The 17,534-nt window shown below is 67.5% G+C and carries 15 protein-coding genes and 1 tRNA gene; 5 read left to right on the top strand and 11 right to left on the bottom strand.

The window, feature by feature from the left end; all coding sequences use genetic code 11:
- Nucleotides 1-67: 67 nt before the first annotated feature.
- Nucleotides 68-1,348: an MFS transporter gene (locus C474_RS02000; protein ID WP_008383439.1), complete on the bottom strand. Its 1,281-nt coding sequence runs from the start codon at nucleotides 1,346-1,348 to the stop codon at nucleotides 68-70.
- A 68-nt stretch (nucleotides 1,349-1,416) separates the two neighbouring features.
- A complete protein-coding gene (locus C474_RS01995) occupies nucleotides 1,417-2,397 on the bottom strand; it encodes a DMT family transporter (RefSeq protein ID WP_008383438.1) in 981 nt (326 codons plus the stop codon).
- A 199-nt stretch (nucleotides 2,398-2,596) separates the two neighbouring features.
- Here C474_RS01995 and C474_RS01990 point away from each other — a divergent pair, with 199 nt between their 5' ends.
- Together C474_RS01990 and C474_RS22980 are read left to right on the top strand one after the other, a co-directional pair.
- Nucleotides 2,597-3,085 (top strand): Lrp/AsnC family transcriptional regulator, encoded by a 489-nt coding sequence (locus C474_RS01990; RefSeq protein ID WP_008383437.1) that lies wholly within the window; start codon nucleotides 2,597-2,599, stop codon nucleotides 3,083-3,085.
- Between the two features lie 112 nt (nucleotides 3,086-3,197).
- Complete coding sequence (locus C474_RS22980; protein WP_239640361.1) at nucleotides 3,198-3,542, top strand: hypothetical protein; 345 nt, start codon at nucleotides 3,198-3,200, stop codon at nucleotides 3,540-3,542.
- Between the two features lie 258 nt (nucleotides 3,543-3,800).
- Here the strand turns inward: C474_RS22980 and C474_RS01980 are convergent.
- A tRNA-Lys gene (locus C474_RS01980) sits at nucleotides 3,801-3,874 on the bottom strand.
- 180 nt (nucleotides 3,875-4,054) lie between these two features.
- On the opposite strand from C474_RS01980, the gene C474_RS01975 reads away from it, so the two are divergent.
- A complete protein-coding gene (locus C474_RS01975) occupies nucleotides 4,055-5,506 on the top strand; it encodes a DHH family phosphoesterase (RefSeq protein ID WP_008383435.1) in 1,452 nt (483 codons plus the stop codon).
- 49 nt (nucleotides 5,507-5,555) lie between these two features.
- Here C474_RS01975 and C474_RS01970 read toward each other — a convergent pair whose 3' ends face one another.
- A complete protein-coding gene (locus tag C474_RS01970) occupies nucleotides 5,556-5,852 on the bottom strand; it encodes a PRC-barrel domain-containing protein (protein ID WP_008383434.1) in 297 nt (98 codons plus the stop codon).
- Nucleotides 5,853-6,044: 192 nt separating this feature from the next.
- Between C474_RS01970 and C474_RS01965 the strand changes: the two genes are divergently transcribed.
- Entirely contained in the window at nucleotides 6,045-9,173 is a 3,129-nt protein-coding gene (locus tag C474_RS01965; protein ID WP_008383433.1) for an FAD-binding and (Fe-S)-binding domain-containing protein, read from the top strand.
- A 16-nt stretch (nucleotides 9,174-9,189) separates the two neighbouring features.
- On the opposite strand, the gene C474_RS01960 is transcribed toward C474_RS01965, so the two are convergent.
- The 3 genes from C474_RS01960 to C474_RS01950 all read right to left on the bottom strand — a co-directional run bounded on the left by C474_RS01960 (nucleotide 9,190) and on the right by C474_RS01950 (nucleotide 11,604).
- Nucleotides 9,190-10,302, bottom strand: coding sequence for a pyridoxal phosphate-dependent aminotransferase (locus tag C474_RS01960; RefSeq protein WP_008383432.1), 1,113 nt, complete (start codon nucleotides 10,300-10,302; stop codon nucleotides 9,190-9,192).
- Nucleotides 10,303-10,693: 391 nt separating this feature from the next.
- Nucleotides 10,694-11,176 carry a GIY-YIG nuclease family protein gene (locus C474_RS01955; protein ID WP_008383430.1) on the bottom strand — a complete coding sequence of 161 codons (483 nt, stop codon included), beginning with the start codon at nucleotides 11,174-11,176 and terminating at the stop codon, nucleotides 10,694-10,696.
- 2 nt (nucleotides 11,177-11,178) lie between these two features.
- Nucleotides 11,179-11,604 carry a DCC1-like thiol-disulfide oxidoreductase family protein gene (locus C474_RS01950; protein ID WP_008383428.1) on the bottom strand — a complete coding sequence of 142 codons (426 nt, stop codon included), beginning with the start codon at nucleotides 11,602-11,604 and terminating at the stop codon, nucleotides 11,179-11,181.
- 111 nt (nucleotides 11,605-11,715) lie between these two features.
- Between C474_RS01950 and C474_RS01945 the strand changes: the two genes are divergently transcribed.
- Nucleotides 11,716-14,091 (top strand): DEAD/DEAH box helicase, encoded by a 2,376-nt coding sequence (locus C474_RS01945; protein ID WP_008383426.1) that lies wholly within the window; start codon nucleotides 11,716-11,718, stop codon nucleotides 14,089-14,091.
- 4 nt (nucleotides 14,092-14,095) lie between these two features.
- On the opposite strand, the gene C474_RS01940 is transcribed toward C474_RS01945, so the two are convergent.
- From C474_RS01940 to malA, 4 genes are all read right to left on the bottom strand, one after another.
- Nucleotides 14,096-14,593, bottom strand: a complete 498-nt coding sequence (locus C474_RS01940; protein ID WP_008383425.1) for an HPP family protein — start codon at nucleotides 14,591-14,593, stop codon at nucleotides 14,096-14,098.
- Between the two features lie 17 nt (nucleotides 14,594-14,610).
- A complete protein-coding gene (locus tag C474_RS01935) occupies nucleotides 14,611-14,853 on the bottom strand; it encodes a hypothetical protein (protein WP_049916648.1) in 243 nt (80 codons plus the stop codon).
- Nucleotides 14,854-15,011: 158 nt separating this feature from the next.
- Complete coding sequence (locus C474_RS01930; protein WP_008383421.1) at nucleotides 15,012-15,260, bottom strand: hypothetical protein; 249 nt, start codon at nucleotides 15,258-15,260, stop codon at nucleotides 15,012-15,014.
- 4 nt (nucleotides 15,261-15,264) lie between these two features.
- Nucleotides 15,265-17,325 (bottom strand): alpha-amylase MalA, encoded by a 2,061-nt coding sequence (malA, locus tag C474_RS01925; RefSeq protein WP_049916647.1) that lies wholly within the window; start codon nucleotides 17,323-17,325, stop codon nucleotides 15,265-15,267.
- Between the last annotated feature and the right edge of the window lie 209 nt (nucleotides 17,326-17,534).

Below are 17,534 nucleotides of genomic sequence, written 5' to 3'. Positions count from 1 at the left end.
AGAGAAGGAGGCGACCGCCGGGATAAATACCGACCGGTCGGTTATCCTGAATGATATCCAGGGGGAGTCACCACTCGGTGAGCGCACCCGGCCCGAAGTCGTAGACGAGGACGGCGAGGAACGTGAGCACGCCGGTGAGCGCCGTCGCGCCGCCGACGAAGAACACCCACTCCATCCCGACTTCGTACATCAGCCACCCGCCGAGGAGGGGGCCGACGACGCTGCCCGGCCGCCACAGCAGTTCGCGGATGCCGAACGAGGAGGCGACGCCGCCGCTGTCGGTTCCCTCGTCGGCGAACAGCGCCATGCTCGCCGGTTCGCGGAAGCTGTCGGCGACGCCGAGCAGTCCCGACAGCCCCACGAGGGGGAGGAACGCGGGCGAGAGCGGTCCCAGAATCGGGAACGCGGCCGGCAAGGCGAGGGCGGTTCCGATGGCGGGCGAAAAGGGCACCGCGAGGGCGACGAGGCCGTACACGCCGCCGCCGACGAAGACGAAGAGGGCGCGGCCGTACCGGTCCGAGAGCGCGCCCGTCCGCGGTTGGCACAGCATGTTCGTGAACTTCTCCGCGACGACGGTGAACGAGACGGCGAGGCTGGCGTACGCGAGGCCGCCGGTGGCCGCAGAGACGCCAGCGTAGATGGGAACCCACGTCCGCACGAGGGTGACGGCGACGGCGTACTGCGCGCGGAAGGTGGCGATGGTGAGGATGCGTCGGTTCAGCGCGAGGTCGGTGAACGGGAACCCGCGGACTCGGGTGTCGTCGTCGTCGAGGAACAGCCAGCAGGTGACGGTGGCTATCGCCATGAGGACGACGATGATGGCGAAGATGGGCGTGAAGCCGAACGTGTCGTACAGCGCCCCCGCGAGGAGGCTTCCGAGGATGGAGGCGGCGAACGCCGACGCGTTCGCCTTGCCGATGTTGTTCGCGCGCGACCCGACGGCGGAGAGTTCGCCCACCAGCGACAGCGACATCAGCCCCGCGCCGGTGACGGCGACGCCCTGCAGGGCGCGGACGCCGATGAAGCTGAGACTGGAGTCGACGGGGACGAAGAGCGCGTACGCCACCGTCCCGAGGGCGAGGACGCCGACGAGCACGTCGCCTTTGTCGAAGCGGTCGCCCGCCCACGCGAGGGGGACGACGGCGATGGTTTGCGCGGCGGTAAACCCCGTCGTGTACATGCCGACGATGAATCCCGCCCCGACCGTGAAGAGGCCGAAGACGGAGACGCTCGTGGGGTCGAGCGCGTCAATGTAGTCGGAAAGGAGCGTGATGAGGGTGATGAACCCGTAGCCGCCGGCGAACCGCGTGAGGTAGAGCGCGTAAAATTGTATGCTGTTCCGATTCACGGCGGTACTGCTCGGGAGGGTTGAAAAGCGGTTTCGGTTCGTAGTAAAAGGTCCGAGACCGGAAGCGATCAGTCCGCGTCGTAGCCGCCGTCAGTCCGCGTCGTCGCCGCGCCGTCCGGAACGGCGGCGGGACGGCCGAAGAGGCGCGCGCGGAGCGTCTCGCGCGTGACGAGGCCAAACCCGAGGAAGATGACGAGGAAGCCGACGAGCGTCGTCGCGTCGACGACCTGACCGAACAGCGCCCAGCCGGTGACGGCGGCGGCGACGGGTTGGAGGTAGCCGACGAGGTTTATTTCGGTCGCGCCGACGCGGTCGAGGAGGGCGAAGTAGATGAGGTAGCTGACGACGCCCGAGACGAGCGTCAGGTAGCCCAGTGAGACGAGGGCCGGGAGCGTCAACTCGACGGCGGCGACAGACTCGCCGCGGGCGGCCGACACCGCGAGGAGGACGGCGGCGCCGATGAGCATCGCCCACGCCTGCATCGACTCGGTGGGGAGCGTCGTCCGGAGGGGCGCCGTGAGCACGGACCCGAGGGCGAAACTGGCGGCGCCAAGGAGGACGAGGACGATGCCGAGCAGGTTCGAAGACAGGAAATTCGCCGGGTCGGGGTTGGCGACGATGACGACGCCGAGGACGCCGAGGAGGAAGCCGACGCCCGCGACGGCGTCGAGCGACTCGTCGAGCATCGCCGCGGCGAACACTGCGGTCAGCACCGGCGAGAGACTGACGACGACGGCGGCGACGGGGGCGGAGACGTGCATCTGTCCGAGGTAGGCCAGCGCGTGGTAGGCGGCGATGACGAACAGGCCGGCGACGCCCGCGCTGAGCCACTCCGCGCGGGTGCGGGGAATCCAGCGGTCGGTGGTGGCGACGGCGTAGGCGAGGATGACGAGGCCAGCGAGGACGTAGCGCACGCCCGCGAACAGCACGGGCGGGAAGTATTCGAGTCCGGTCTCTATGGCGACGAACGACGTACCCCAAAAGCACGCGAGCGCGAGGAAGAGGAGGGCGTTCCGGTCGGCAGTGGTGGAGGAGGTTCGGAGCGACATCTGCGTTGTATATTCTTGTATACGAGAGTAATTAAATCTATCTACAACAGTTCATTAGGAATTCGATTTTGGTTCAAATTTATTCCGTCTTAGACCATGATAGTTCGGTATACTTATAATATCCTTGTTACGGTACATAAACTCGGACAGAAGGCGGAACATACAACCCCCGAGGGGCGTATGGAGAGACAACTGGGCCATGGACGAACGTGATATACGCCTTCTGAAGGCCATCTCGGACCTCGAAACGGGCAGTCCCGAACGACTCCACGAGGAGACGGGGATTCCTGTATCGACGATACACTATCGACTGAACAACCTGCGCGAGGCGGGCATCATCGAGAACGACCTCTACGACATCGACTTGGAGAAGGTCGGACTCGGCGTGACCGTACTGGTTGAGTTGCTCACCGACTACAGCGGTCCCCACCACACCTTTCAGGACAAGATTCTCGACGTGGAGGGCGTCACACAGGCGTACTTCACGATGGGCGAGACGGACTTCATCGTCGTCGCTCATCTCTCGGGCCGGGAGATGGTCGAACGACTCATCACCGACTTCGAGCAGATAGACGAGGTCGAACGGACGAACTCCACGTTCGTCGTCTCGACGCTCCGCGACAGCGCGCGCGTCCTCCAGAACTACGAGTTGGAGACGCTCCTCGACGAACTACTCGAAGACGAGTGAACATCGGTGAGACGTGATATTTCTTCACCCATATAGTAGATTCTCACAAATTGATAATAAATTCAGAGTACGCAAACTAGAGTTTAAGATGGTGTAGTGACAGGTGTCTAATATGCGGTCTCACCCCACCAACCCATCCGGCGCGGAGACGACGACGGCGCGAATCGAGTGGCCGATGAACGACCACGGCGCGATGACGGTACGCGTCGAGGCGTCGAACGAGGTACGGCAGATAGTCGAGTGCGAGAGCGACGCCGTCAAGCACACGTTGGCGCGGCTTCCGACGGGCGCGACGGTACCCTTAAAGATGGAGTCGCTCGGTTCGCGCGGCAACGCGTGGCGCGTCACCGAACTCGTCGGCGTCGACCACGCCCAGCGACCGACCGCTCCGAGACGCGACGACGCGCGCCCCGTCGACGAGGACCGTGACGAACGCGATCGGCGCGTGAGAGTCTGACGGCGGAACGTCGCGTCTCGGCGGCGACTCAATTCGACCCCTTCTTCGCCGGGTTCCCCGCCGAACGGACAGGACGGAGAGCGTCGGCCGCGTCGACGGCACGGACGGGCGGATTCCGCGGAACCGATTTGATTCGAGGCGAGCGACAGAAGCAAATTTCGAGCGTCCGAGAATCTCTCGGTGGGTATTTCACCGGAAACGTGGTGTCTGACGAGCGGCGATGCTCGGCGGGTTCGGTCGTCCCGAAGAGAATGTGAGCGGGCCGGGAGGGAGTTGAACCCCCGACCGTCTGATTAAGAGTCAGACGCTCTCCCTAACTGAGCTACCGGCCCGTGCAATCGTTCGTTTCCGCGGGGTAAGTAAAGACCTTTCGTTTAAGCCCCTCGGTGGGAGAACCACGCACGCCGCCGACCCGGCGAACCGGGCCGCTGTCGGCGAACGAGTCGGTTCGCAGACGCTACCGCGGGAAACGAGTGCTGTTAAGTGTCGTCCGACCAGAGGTGCTGACGATTATGAGTGCTGGGGTCACCATCTCCTCGATGTCCACCTACGCGATTCTGGGATGCGGGAGCGTCGGGCACGCCGTCGCGGAGGAACTCACCGAGGAGGGAAAGGACGTCCTCATCCTCGACAAGGACGAGAGCCGCGTCGAGGCCCTCCGCGACCAGGACCTGAACGCGCAGACGACCGATATCTCCGAGTCCGAAGTCGGGGACGCCGTCAGCGACCGGGACGTGGTCCTCATCCTCTCCTCGGACGTCGAAGCTAACAAGGCGGCCGTGTCCACCATCCGAGAACGCGGCGACGACCAGTTCATCGTCGTCCGCGCCTCCGACCCCGTCTCCGAGGACGAACTCGCCGAACTCGGCGCCGACGTGGTCATCACCCCCTCGGAGGTTATCGCCGACTCCGCGCTCCGTTCGCTGGAGTCGGGCGAACTGGAGTACAAGGCCCGGCAGTTGGCCGACCTCTTGGAGGCGACGGAGGGGACGCTGGCCATCCTGACGCACGACAACCCCGACCCCGACTCCATCGCCAGCGCCGCCGCTCTGCAGGCCATCGCCGCCGAGTTCGACGTGGAGGCGGACATCCTCTACGACGGCGAGATGGGCCACCAGGAGAACCGGGCGTTCGTCAACCTCCTCGGCATCGACCTGCTGCGACTGTCTGACGCGCCGGACCTCGCCTCCTACGGCGCGGTAGCCCTCGTCGACCACATGAAGTCGGGCGAACCCGACATCGGCACCGAGGTGGACGTCTTCATCGACCACTTCGAACCGAGCGAGGTCATCGACCCCGCGTTCATCGACGTCCGACCGAACGTCTCCTCGACGTCGACCATCCTCACGAAGTACATCCAGGAGTTCAACATCAGCCCCAGCGAGGCCGTCGCCACCGCGTTGCTGTACGGCATCCGCGCGGAGACGCTGGACTTCAAGCGCGAGACGACGCCCGCGGACCTGACCGCCGCGGCGTATCTCTACCCGTTCGCCGACCACGACACGCTCGAACAGGTGGAGTCCCCGTCGATGTCGCCGGAGACGCTGGACGTGCTGGCCGAGGCCATCCAGAACCGCGACGTGCAGGGGAGCCACCTCGTCTCGAACGCCGGGTTCATCCGCGACAGGGACGCCCTCGGACAGGCGGCCCAGCACCTCCTCAACCTCGAGGGCGTGACGACAACGGCCGTCTTCGGCATCGTCGACAACAACATCTACCTCTCGGCGCGGTCGAAGGACATCCGGATGAACATCGGTAACGTCCTGCAGGACGCCTTCCAGGGCATCGGCGAGGCGGGCGGCCACTCCACGCAGGGCGACGTGGAGATTCCGCTCGGAATCTTCACCGGCATCGAGACGTCCGAGGACAACCGTGACACCCTGCTCCAACTCACCGAGGAGGCGGTCCGGAAGAAACTGTTCGCGGCGATGGGCGTCGAGAGCGAGAGCGGAAACGGAAACTGAGACCGAATCCGGATATAGATCCGATTCGGGGTCGTCGCAGCCGTTCGAGTCAGGCGACGACCGTCGACTCTTCTTCCTCGTCGGAGTGCTTCAGGCGCTCTATCACGTCGTTGACGAGGATGACGTCGCCGACGGCGCGGACCCAGCGGTAGGGGAGGAGCACGCCCTTCCCCGGGTCGATCCGGGTTCCGAACAGTTCGTCGTTGAGTCTACCGAGCGCGAGTCCGGTCACGGTCTGTCGGTCGAGGTCGAGGCGGATATCCTCGACTTCCCCGACGAAGACGCCGTTGTTCGAGTAGACCTCGCGCCCGACGAGCGTCGTTAGCTCTTCGGGAGTGCCGTCCATGTGGACCCTCTTGAGGCCATCCGCCTTAATTGTTCGTAGCTCCGAGACGCGAGCCCCGACGGCGACGGCGACGGCGGCAGACGGCCGTCTGACGGGGAACTGACCGGGAGCCGTTCGGACCGGCGGGCGGTCCGTCCGCGATGCCGCCGTCCCGGGGTTTATACGCGGAACGGTCGAACGACGTGACAACTGATGGCATCGAACTCACGGGAACGGTTCGCCGACCCCGCGGCGGACGACGACGCGAACTACGACTACGTGAACGACGACGTCGAGCGGCCGGGGATGGTCGACGACCTCGAATCGCTCGTCGAGGGGGACGTGCGCTTCGACACCTACTCGCGTGAACTGTACGCGACGGACGCCTCGGCGTACGAACAGACGCCCATCGGGGTGGTGATGCCCGCCTCAACGGACGACGTAGTCGCGGTGATGGAGTACTGCGCGACGCGGGAGATTCCGGTCCTCCCGCGGGGCGGGGGGACGAGCCTCGCCGGACAGACGGTCAACCGCGCCGTCGTCCTCGACCTGATGACGAACATGGACGCCGTCTACGATATCGACCCCGACGCCGCGACGGCGACGGCGCAGGCGGGCGTCCGACTGGGCGACCTGAACGCCGAACTGAAGCCGCACGGGCTGAAGTTCGCCCCCGACCCGGCGTGGGGCGACAAGTCGGCGCTCGGCGGCGCCGTCGGCAACAACTCCACGGGCGCGCACTCGCTGAAGTACGGCAAGACCGACTACTACCTCGAATCGGCCGAGGTGGTGCTCGCGGACGGCACGGTGACGACGTTCGGCGAGGTGGAAGTCGAGACGCTCCGCGAGGAGGGCGACCCCGACGGCGATACGAAAGAGCGCATCTACGCCGAAGTCGCGCGGGTGCTGGACGAGGAGGCCGACGAGATTTCGGAGACCTATCCCGACCTGAAGCGGAACGTCTCGGGGTACAACCTCGACATGCTGGTCGACGAGATGCGCGGCGAGCGTCGCCTCCCGGACGACTCGGGCGTCGACCCCGAAAGCGTTCCGGGAACGGTGAACCTCGCGCGACTCCTCGCCGGGTCGGAGGGAACGCTCGGTATCGTCACCGAGGCGACCGTCTCGCTCGAACCCGTCCCGAACACCGCCGCCGTGGCGCTCCTGACGTACGACGACGTTGTCGACGCGATGGAGGACGTGGCCCCCATCCTCGAACACGGTCCGGCCGCCGTCGAGGTGATGGACGACGTGCTGCTCGGACTGGCCGGCGAGACGCCCGAGTTCGAGGAGGTGGTCGGGATGTTACCCGAGGGAACCGACTCCGTTCTCCTCGTGGAGTTCTACGCAGAGGACGACGAACACGGCCGCCAGCAGGTGGCTGACCTCGTCGCCGACCGGGTTCCCGGCGGGGAGAGCGAGGCGGACCCCTCGGCGGGCGCGGCGGAGACGACGGCGAAGGCGCACACCGCCGTCGCGGCGATGGAGGCGCACGACGCCGAGACGCGCGCGAAGTTCTGGAAGATGCGCAAGTCCGGCCTCCCCATTCTCCTCTCTCGGACCACCGACGAGAAGCACATCGCCTACATCGAGGACACCGCCATCCCCGCGGAGAACCTCCCGGCGTACGTCGCGGAGTTCCAGGAGATTCTGGAGGACCACGACACGTTCGCCTCCTACTACGCCCACGCCGGCCCGGGCGTCCTCCACATCCGACCGCTGGTGAGCACCAAGACGGTGGAGGGCGTCGAGACGTTCGAGGCCATCGCCGACGAGGCGACTGACCTCGTGATGAAGTACGGCGGGTCGGTATCGGGCGAACACGGCGACGGACGGGCGCGGACCCAGTGGAACCGAAAGCTGTACGGCGACCGCCTGTGGGAGGCGTTCCGCGAGTTGAAGACGGCGTTCGACCCCGACTGGCTCCTCAACCCGGGGAACGTCTGCGGCTATCAGGACGACGAGGAGCGTCCAGAGGGGACGGTCGGGAGGAACGCCCACGACATGACCGAACACCTCCGGTTCGACCCCGATTACGAGTTCGAGGCCGGCCTCGACCCCTCGCTGGAGTGGCCCAACGAGAACGGGTTCGAGGGGATGGTCGAACTCTGTCACGGCTGTGCGGGCTGTCGCGGCCCGCAGGAGACGACGGGCGGGGGGATGTGTCCGACCTACCGGGCCACCGAGGAGGAGATACAGTCCACGCGCGGACGGGCGAACATGCTGCGGCAGGCGATGAGCGGCGACCTCTCGGACGGAGAGCAGTTCACCGACGAGTTCGTCGAGGAGGTCCTGGACGTCTGCGTCGGCTGTAAGGGCTGTCTAAAGGACTGCCCCAGCGGCGTCGACATGGCGAAACTGAAAGCGGAGATGACCCACGAGTACCACCAACGGCACGGCGCGAGCCTCCGCGACAGGATGTTCGCCGACATCGGGTCGCTGTCGGCCCTCGGGAGCGCCCTCGCACCCCTCTCGAATCTCGCCTCGAAGGTGCCCGGCGCGCGCCTCCTGATGGAGAAGACGGTGGGTATCGCGAGCGAACGGGAGTTACCCGAGTTCCACCGCGAGTCGTTCGTCGACTGGTTCGAAAAGCGAGGCGGAGCCCGGATACCGGCGGGAGAGGCCGTCTCGAAGGTGCTCCTGTTCCCCGACACGTACACGAACTACAACCATCCCGACGCCGGGAAAGCGGCCGTCCGCGCCCTCGAAGCGGCGGGCGTCCACGTCCGCATCCCCGACGGCATCACCGGGTCCGGCCGACCGCCACACTCGAAGGGGTTCGTGGACCGCGCGCGCGAACGCGCCGGACAGAACGTCGACGCCCTCGCGCCCCTCGTCCGCGACGACTGGAGCGTCGTCGTCGTCGAACCCTCCGATGCGGTGATGTTCCAGCACGACTACCTCGATTTGCTCTCCGGCGAGGACGTCGAGGCCGTCGCGGCGAACACCTACGGCGTGATGGAGTACTTCGACGCGTTCCGCCTCCTGGAGAACGGGAGCGCGGAGGCGGACACCCCGCCGCGGTCGCTGACGTACCACGGCCACTGCCACCAGAAGTCGACGAAGAAGGACCACCACGCCGTCGGCGTCCTGCGGCGCGCGGGCTACGAGGTGGACCCCCTCGACTCGACCTGTTGCGGAATGGCCGGGTCGTTCGGCTACGAGACCGAGCACTACTCGCTGTCGAAGGCCATCGCGCGCATCCTCTACGACCAGGTGGACGACTCGGCGGGGGAGGTGGTCGTCGCCCCCGGCGCGTCCTGCCGGTCGCAACTCGGCGAACGCGACGGCGAGGCGGAACCGCCGCACCCGGTGGAGATGCTGGCCGAGGCGCTCGCCTGAACCCGAATCGCTGCAATTAGGCGTCCGCCGACAGCGACGCCAGCACGTCGGAGAGGGCGTCCAGCGCCGCCTCGACGTGTTCGGGTTCGCGGCCGAGGGCGACCCGGAAGCCGTCGGCGTCGTCGAAGAAGCGCCCCGGGACGACGAGGATTCCCTCCTCCCACGCCGCCTCGGCGACGTCGTCGCCGTCGGCGTCCTCGTGCTCGAGGAACGCGTAGGAACTGCCGTCGTACACCTCCCCGGAGAGTTTCTCGTGTGCCGCGGCGAACTCCGCGAGGAGTTCGTGGTTCGCGCGGAGGTGTTCGCGGGCCGTCGCCGACAGTTCCTCGCGGTTGTGGAGGGCGCGGCGGGCCAGGGCGCGACTCGGTTCGGCGACGGTGGGGAGATGGAACGCCGCGTCGCGGGCGGCGTCGAGTATCTCTTCGGAGCCGATGAGCCAGCCGATTCGGAGGCCGCCGAGACCGTAGAACTTCGTCAGCGACCCGGTGACGACGGCGCCGTCGAGGCCGGCGGCGGTGACGCCTCCGAAGGCGCCGTCGGTCGTCTCGTCGGTGACGAACGGTCCGTACACCTCGTCGACGAGGAGGTATCCGCCGGCCCCGTTGACGGCGTCAGCAGCCTTCGAGAGCCGTTCGCGAGTCGTCAGCCGACCCGTCGGGTTGTGGCGATTCGAGGTGACCGCGAGGGCGAAACTGCTCCGCGCCGCGGCGGCGATTCGGTCCGCGGAGAGTTCGTCTCCCTCCTCCGGTCGGATGAACCGGTCGACGCGCGCGCCGAGGGCGCCGGGCGTGGAGACGAGCGGTTGGTACCCCGGTTTCTCGACGAGCACCTGCGGCGGCGTCGCGTCGCCCGCCTCGCTCTCGGCGACCGAGATGGCGGCCGACTCGGCGACGAGGTTCGCGTGCGTCGCGCCGGCGGTGACGAGCACGTTCTCCTCGTCGACGCCGTACTCGTCGGCGAGTTGCGAGCGGAGCGTCACCTCCTCGTCGGGGTCGGGGAGGTCGACCAGGCTGTCGGGGATCACCCCCGACTGGTGTGCCGACGTTCGCAGGTCGCTCGACCCGAGGTCGTACGTCGCCTCCTCGGGGCGACCGGATATCCACTCGAGGTACGGTAGGGGTGGAAACATAGAGCGTTGACTCACAGTAGGCGGTCGCCCCCAAAATGGTGTGCGTTCGGGCATCGTCGGCGGTCGCCGCTCGGCCGTTCGAGGCCGGAGGGACCACCCCCCTCTCCTCGGAACTCGGAACCGCCGTTTCGTCCCCATTTCGGCCGACGGCGCCGTGTGACCGTTCCGTCACCGGCACACGGTTTGGCGTCCAATCTATATCTTCACGCTCGACCAGTATATAAAAAGAGAAAACTAATATATAGTATTACCATCCCGTGAAAACATTCCCGACGGATGAATATAAGTGAGTGAGAACACTACGTAATCATGCCGGGGTGCCTCTGACAACCGGCAGTTACATCGCGTCGGCCCGCCCGGACCGACGCGACCGACTGGAGATTCTCTCCAGTCATTTCCCTTCGAGATATCCAAGAACCGCCGAGCGGAGGCTCTCGTCCCCTTCTCGATACGCGAGGTGCGCCTCGCAGTCGCAGTCCGACGCTCCGAACCCCGCGAGCGGCGAGGTTTTAGCGTTCAACGCCGCGGCGACGTCGCACTCCGCGTCCGTCCGGGGCGCGGCGGCGACGGCGAGCAGCGAGGTGTTCGGGTGGCCGCCGAGGTAGTCGACGTGCCAGTGTCGAACGCCGTGGTCGCCGGCGGCGACGCGGCGGTGTCGGGCGACCCGTCCGAGGCCGTTCGACCCGAACGCGCTCCCGACGTAGGCGTACGCGCCAGCCGGAAACGTCGCCGTTCCGAGCGCGCCTACCGCTATCTCGCTCTCCGCCGAGAGTCCGAACAGCAGCACGTACGTCCCGGGCGGCGCGTCGCCCGCGCCGACGCCGAGCGAGTCCGTCCCCGCCGCTATCGCGCCGGGGTCGAGCAGCGAGACCACGCTCAGAGCGCCGCGGGTCGCTCGGCCGCCGAGTCGACGAGGCGGTCGAAGAGAGCGGCCGCGTCCTCGGTCAGATCGTACGTCCCGTGGTAGTCGTCCGGGTCGCGACCGCGTCCGCTGGCCGCGCCGACGACCCCCGCGATGCGCTCGTAGTTGTCGCGGACGAGCGAACTCACGATGCCGGGCGTCCCGGCGCGCTCTGCGAGTTCCTCGGCGGCCGACTGTCCGGCGTAGACGCGCCCCTCGCTCCGGTCGACGAGGAACATGGCGAACGGCGCCTCGCCGAACTGCCGTCCGAGGAACGCCTGCGCGGCGTCGTCGTACCACGAGATGGCGCCCACCTCGTCTAGTTTCCGCAGGGCGCGCGCCGCGATGGAGCAGTACGGACACTCGCCGTCGTACACGAGGACCGCCTCGTACCGTGACATACGCCGAGTTGGGCCCGCGAGCGCAAAACGGTGCCGGGGTGGGAAAACGGGATGCGAAGGCGCCGCCCGCCGGCCCGAAACCGTCAGGTCGGTCGCGTCCCGAGAGTCGGCGTGAACGAACTCGTCGCGTGGCTTCGGGACCGGCCGTACTACGACGGGCAGATACGCGACCACCGGCGCGTCCCGGCGCGCGGCCCCGAGTTCGCGGACGCGACGCTCGAACCGCGCCTCGAGTCGGCGCTCGCGGACCGCGGCATCGACCGCCTCTATCGACACCAAGTCGAGGCTATCGAGGCCGTCCGCGACGGCGGTAACGTCGTGTTGGCCACGCAAACGGCCAGCGGAAAGAGCCTCGCGTACACGGTGCCGGCGTTCGAACGAGCGATGGACCACGGAGGACGGACGCTCTACTTGGGTCCGCAGAACGCCCTCGTCGCCGACCAGGACGAGACGCTGTCGGACCTCGCGCACGGCCTCGGCTTCGGCAGTCGCGTCTCCGTCGGGCAGTACACCGGGCGCCTCTCGAAGACGGAGAAGCGGGACGTGCGGGACCGGGGGCCGACCGTCCTCCTGTCGAACCCCGACATGCTCCACTACGCCCTCCTGCCGCACGCCCACCGCCTGTGGGAGTGGTTCTTCTCCTCGCTGGAGACGGTCGTGATAGACGAGGTGCACGGCTACCGCGGCGTGTTCGGCAGCCACGTCGCCCTGACGCTCCGCCGCCTCAACCGCGTCTGCGAGCGGTTCGGCAGCGACCCGCAGTACGTCTGCTGTTCGGCGACCATCGGCAACCCGGTGGAACACGCCGCGCGAATCACCGGGAAGGGGGAGGACACCTTCCGCCTCGTCGACGAGGACACCAGCGGCACCGGAGCGACGCACTGGGTGCTCTGGAACCCGCCGGAGTACGAGGGGGACCGCGGCGGGAGCGGCAGGCGGCGCTCCAGCCACGTCGAGACGCAGAACCTCTTCGTGGACCTGCTGTCGCGCGGGCACCAGACGCTCGCGTTCACCAGGGCCAGACAGGCCGCCGAGCGCTACGCTTCCGAGAGCGCGAGCGAACTCCGCGAACGCGGCGAGAACGAGGCGGCCGCCGGCGTCGCGGCGTATCAGGGCGCGCTGAAACACGAGCGACGCCGGGAGCTAGAGGCCGGCCTGCACGACGGGAGCGTCACCGGCGTCTGGTCGACGAACGCGCTCGAACTCGGCGTCGACGTGGGCGGACTCGACGCCGTCCTCATCGACGGCTACCCGGGCACGCGGATGTCGGCGTTCCAGCAGGCCGGACGGGCGGGGCGGGGGAGCGACGACGCCCTCGTGGTCATGGTCGGCGGCGAGGACCAACTCGACCAGTACCTCCTGACCCATCCCGAGGAGTTCTGGGACGGGGAACCGGAGCGCGCCGTCTGCAACCCCGAGAACGCGGAACTGCTCCCCTCGCACGTCGCCAGCGCCGCCGCCGAGAACTGGCTGAAACCGGACGAGGAGCGCCACTTCGGACCGACGACGCCCGACGTGGTTGCCGGCTTGGAGGCGGAGGGAACGCTGGAACGCCGCGACACCGCGGAGGGCGTTCGCTGGACCTATTCGGGAGACGGCAGCCCCCAGCACGAGATGAGCCTGCGGACCATCGAGAGCCGGGAGGTGGACCTGCTGGACGGCCGGTCGAACGACGTGGTCGCGTCGCTGTCGTTCGGGGACGCCCTCCGCGACGCCCATCCGGGGGCCATCTACCACCACCAGGGGCAGTCCTACGAGGTGACGGAACTCGATTTGGACCGCGACGTGGCGACGCTTCACCCGACGTGGGCGGACTACTACACGCGCGTCCTGCACGACAAGGAGATAACCGTCGAGGAAGATTTGAAGGCGAAACCGCTCGACGCCCGCCCGGACACCGAGGTGCGCTTCGCCGACGTGACGATGCGAAAGCGGATAACGGGCTTCGAGCGCCGCGACCCCAAGCGCGGCGAGGCCATCGGCCGCGGGTCGCTGGACCTCCCGGAGACGACCCTCCGCACGAAGGCGCTCTACTACACCGTCCCGGCGGACGTGGAACGCGAGATGCGCGCGCTCGGCGAGGAGACGCGGGAGGACGGCGCCGGGCAGTACGACCTCTCCGGCGGCGAGTACGGCTTCGGCGGTGGCATCCACGCCGCCGAGCACGGGATGATATCGCTGTTCCCCCTCTCCTTTCTCTGCGACCGCGGGGATATCGGCGGCCTGTCGACGCCGCACCACCCGCACACCGACCGATCGACGATATTCGTCTACGACGGCCACCCCGGCGGCGTCGGCCTGACCGAGAGCGGCTACGACGAGGTGGAGACGCTGCTCCGACGGACGCACGGACTGATACGCGACTGCGACTGCGAGGACGGCTGTCCGGCCTGCGTGCAGTCGCCGCAGTGCGGCAACGCGAACGACCCGCTGTCGAAGACCGAGGCGGTGCACCTGCTGGCGGCGCTGAGCGGCCGGGAGACGTGAGCCGTCAGAAGGGGAGGTGGATCCGGGACGTGAACCGGTCGACGACGAGCAGCGACGCCACCGCCGGGAGGACGAGCGCCGCCTCCGAGAGGGTCGACATGAGACCGAGGGCGACGATGAGCGTCGTCGCGCACGCCGGCGGATGGACGGCGTCGACGGCGAGCATCCCGGAACTCGTGAGGCCGACGGCGACGACGCCGCTGACGACCAGCCACGGCGGGTGGAAATCCAGCGGCGTCGTCGGCACCGAGAACACCGCCGCGGCGGCGGTGTAGGCGAGGAGGCCGCAGACGACGCCGACGGCGTGGCCGCCGAGGACCGTTCGGGGGGTCGGCCCCTGGTCCCGGGCGGCGAGGACGAACGCCGAGGGTCCGAGGCTCGGAAACAGCGCCGGAATCCCCGTGACCCACGCCGTCGCCCCCGCGATGGCCAACAGGAGCGTCGCTCGGACGCCGACGGTGACGGGGTCTGGCAGGCCGAACGTCGGTCCGTTGAGAGGCATCGGGTCGAAGAGGAGACTCAGGAGAACCTAAGGTCGACGAGACCGCGTTTCACCGCGTCCAGCAGTCGTTCGTCCAGCGGCATCCGCGACCACTCGTCGGGTTTGTCCTCCTCGGGCACCTCGTCCAGTAGGTCCACGTACGAGGCGTGGACGTGCCGACCGTTCTCGCCGCACTCCGGGCACGTCACGATGATGAGCCTCACCCGGTACGAGCGCTCTTGGGTCGTGCCGCAGTGCGGGCAGACGTACGTCTCTGTCACTGTCACCCCGTTTGAACTGCGGGTATTCAGGGTTTGCGGGTCGCGTCTCTCCCGAGTCCTCGGTCGAAGCATGCGGACGGTGACGTCGTCGGAACCACCTCGAAAGCCCCGCCCGCGTACCCCTCCGGCGGCGAAAGGGTCCTCTCGGAGGCGCAGTTCTACGGCTCCCGTCGCCAGACGACGGCGTCGGCGTTGGCGAGTGTGACCTCCGTGTCGGCGTCGACGTCCGGCGCGGTCAGCGCGGGCTCCCAGCCGTTGGTCGGAATCGCGGGTGCGTTGGCATCGGCGGCGGCGTCCGTGGCGAGAGAGTCAGGAGACACCTCGACGGGAACGCCCTCTATGTTGGCCGCGAAGAGGAGTTCGTCGGTCAGTTCGTCGAGGAGTTGGACGCCCGCGTCGGTCGTCATCCCCTCAGTTCACCGGGAGGACGGCGACGTGTTCGACTTCCAGTCCGTCGGCGGTGGCGACGTCCTCGCCGGTGACGAGGTCCGTCGAGTCCACCTCGCGGTCGTCCAGCGTTACCGTCGCGGGGTCGGAACCGAAGTTGAGGACGCAGACGTAGGCGTCACCGTCGTGTTCGCGGAGGAACGCGACGGCGCGGTCGGTGTCGGACTCGTAGTCGACGCGCCGGTAGGCGCCGTCGTACCCGAGCGCCGGCGTCTCGTTTTTGACCTCGATGAGGCGCTTGTAGTGCTCCTGAATCTCTTCGCGGGCGTGGTCCCACGCGAGGGCGTCCCGGCGGCCGCGCTGACCGATCTCCTGTCCGCCGTACAGCATCGGGACGCCGGGGAGCGTAAATAGCGCTCCCGCGGCGGCCATCGCGGCGTCGTCGCCGCACTCGACGATGTAGCGCGTCTCGTCGTGGTTCTCGATGTACAGCATGAACGACGCGTGCGGGGGGAAGCCCACCTCCGCGCGTTGGTCGACGGCGTCGAGGACGGCCTCGGCGGGCATGTTGCCGTCGCCCACCTGCCGCATCGTGAAGTACAGCGTGGTGTCGAAGTGCATGTCGAACATCCCGTTGTGGAAGTCCGCGATGTACGGGATGGTCTCGTCGAGGAGGAGGAACTCGGGGTCTTTCTCTTTCACCCGGTCGTGCAGTTCCTGCCAGAACGTGTTCGGGACGGCCCACGCCATATCGCAGCGGAAGCCGTCGGCTATCTCCGCCCAGATGTCGACGGCGTCGAGGAGGTAGCGGCGGACCTCGAGGTTGGTGTAGTCGAAGTTGGCGATGAACTCCCAGTCGAAGTACGTGCCCGGTTCGCCGCTCTCCTGCCACTCGTACCAGTCGTAGTACTCCGAGTCGGGGTTCTTGTAGGCGTCCTCGAAGAACGGGTGGTCGCGTGCGGAGTGGTTCAACACGAGGTCGAACAGCACCTTCATCCCGTGGTCGTGGGCGGCGTCGACGAACGCCTCGTAGTCCTCGCGGGTGCCGAGGTCCTCGGCGATGTCGTAGAAGTCCACGATGTTGTAGCCGTGCGGCGCGTGGTCGTTCTGCAGGACCGGCGTGAGCCACAGGCAGTCGACGCCCAGTTCCTCCAGGTAGTCGAGTCGCTCCTCGAACGCCTCGAAGACCGAGTCGTGTTCCTCGTCGTCGGTGAACCCGCGGACGTATATCTCGTACAGGGTGACGTCCTTCGACCACTCCGGCGGGTCGTTCGGGCGGTCGACGACGCCGGAGACGGCGTTGCCGCGCGTCGGTATCGTCTCCGCTTCACCCCCGTCGGAACGCAGTTCCGCCGAGGTTCGCGTGGCTTCGCTCCGCTCACCGCCGTCGGAGTTTCGCTCCGACGAGATTCGAAAATCTTCGGGTCGATCACCGCCGTCGGTCATCTGCTCGCGCGAGAACTCCACGGTGTCGGGCACGCTGTAGGCGTCCGCGAGGGCGACGCCGTGGACGCGGACGCGGTTCCCGATAGCCGAGAGGGGGATTCGAAGCTCCCAGCCGTCGATCTCGACGGCCGAGGAGGAGACGCCGTCGCGGTCGTCGACGAGGAACTCGACGACGATGTTATCGCGGTCGGTGTCGCTGTCCGGGTGGGTCTGCGGGTCCGCGCGGACGACGAAGACGTCGTCCTCGACGCTACCCTGTAGTTGGACGCGCGGTCGGCCGCCGCCCTTGCCGCCGCCGGACCCCGCGCCCGACCCGGAACCGGAGACGCCGCCGCTCCCTCCCGTCGGACGCGCCGACCCGCTCATCCCGCTCGATCCGCTCATCCCGCTGGCGCCGCCGCCGACGCCGACAGGCGCGAGTTCGCCGGAGAAGACGCGGACGGTGAGCGTGTGCGTTTCGTCGGGGGCCTCGAGTTCGAGCACGTACGTCCCCGCCGTATCGGGCGAAAAGGGAACGACGTTCTCGTCGTCGGGCAGTTCGAGTTGGCTCGCGACGGGCGCGCTCTTCACGTGCCAGCGGTACGTCGCGTCGGGGTCGGGGTCTCTCGGTGCAAGCTGTACCGTTTCGCCGACAGCCATGAACCGCGGTGGACCGGGATGGTGCATGGAGAGAGCAAACACCCCTCGGGACTTTGCCTTTGCCCATCCTTCGGCGGATATGACGTGTTTCGTCGGTCGGTTCGCGATTCCCGCGTTCGCGCTCGCTCCTGTCCGCTCGACCGTCCTGAGGTAACCGTATGCGAATGTGAATAAAAACGGCCAATACTTATGCTCCGGGCGCACACCTC

Source organism: Halogeometricum pallidum JCM 14848, from assembly GCF_000337095.1.
Taxonomy (GTDB): domain Archaea; phylum Halobacteriota; class Halobacteria; order Halobacteriales; family Haloferacaceae; genus Halogeometricum; species Halogeometricum pallidum.
The sequence above is the reverse complement of the archived record's forward strand: the minus strand, read 5'-3'. Positions and strand labels throughout refer to the sequence as shown.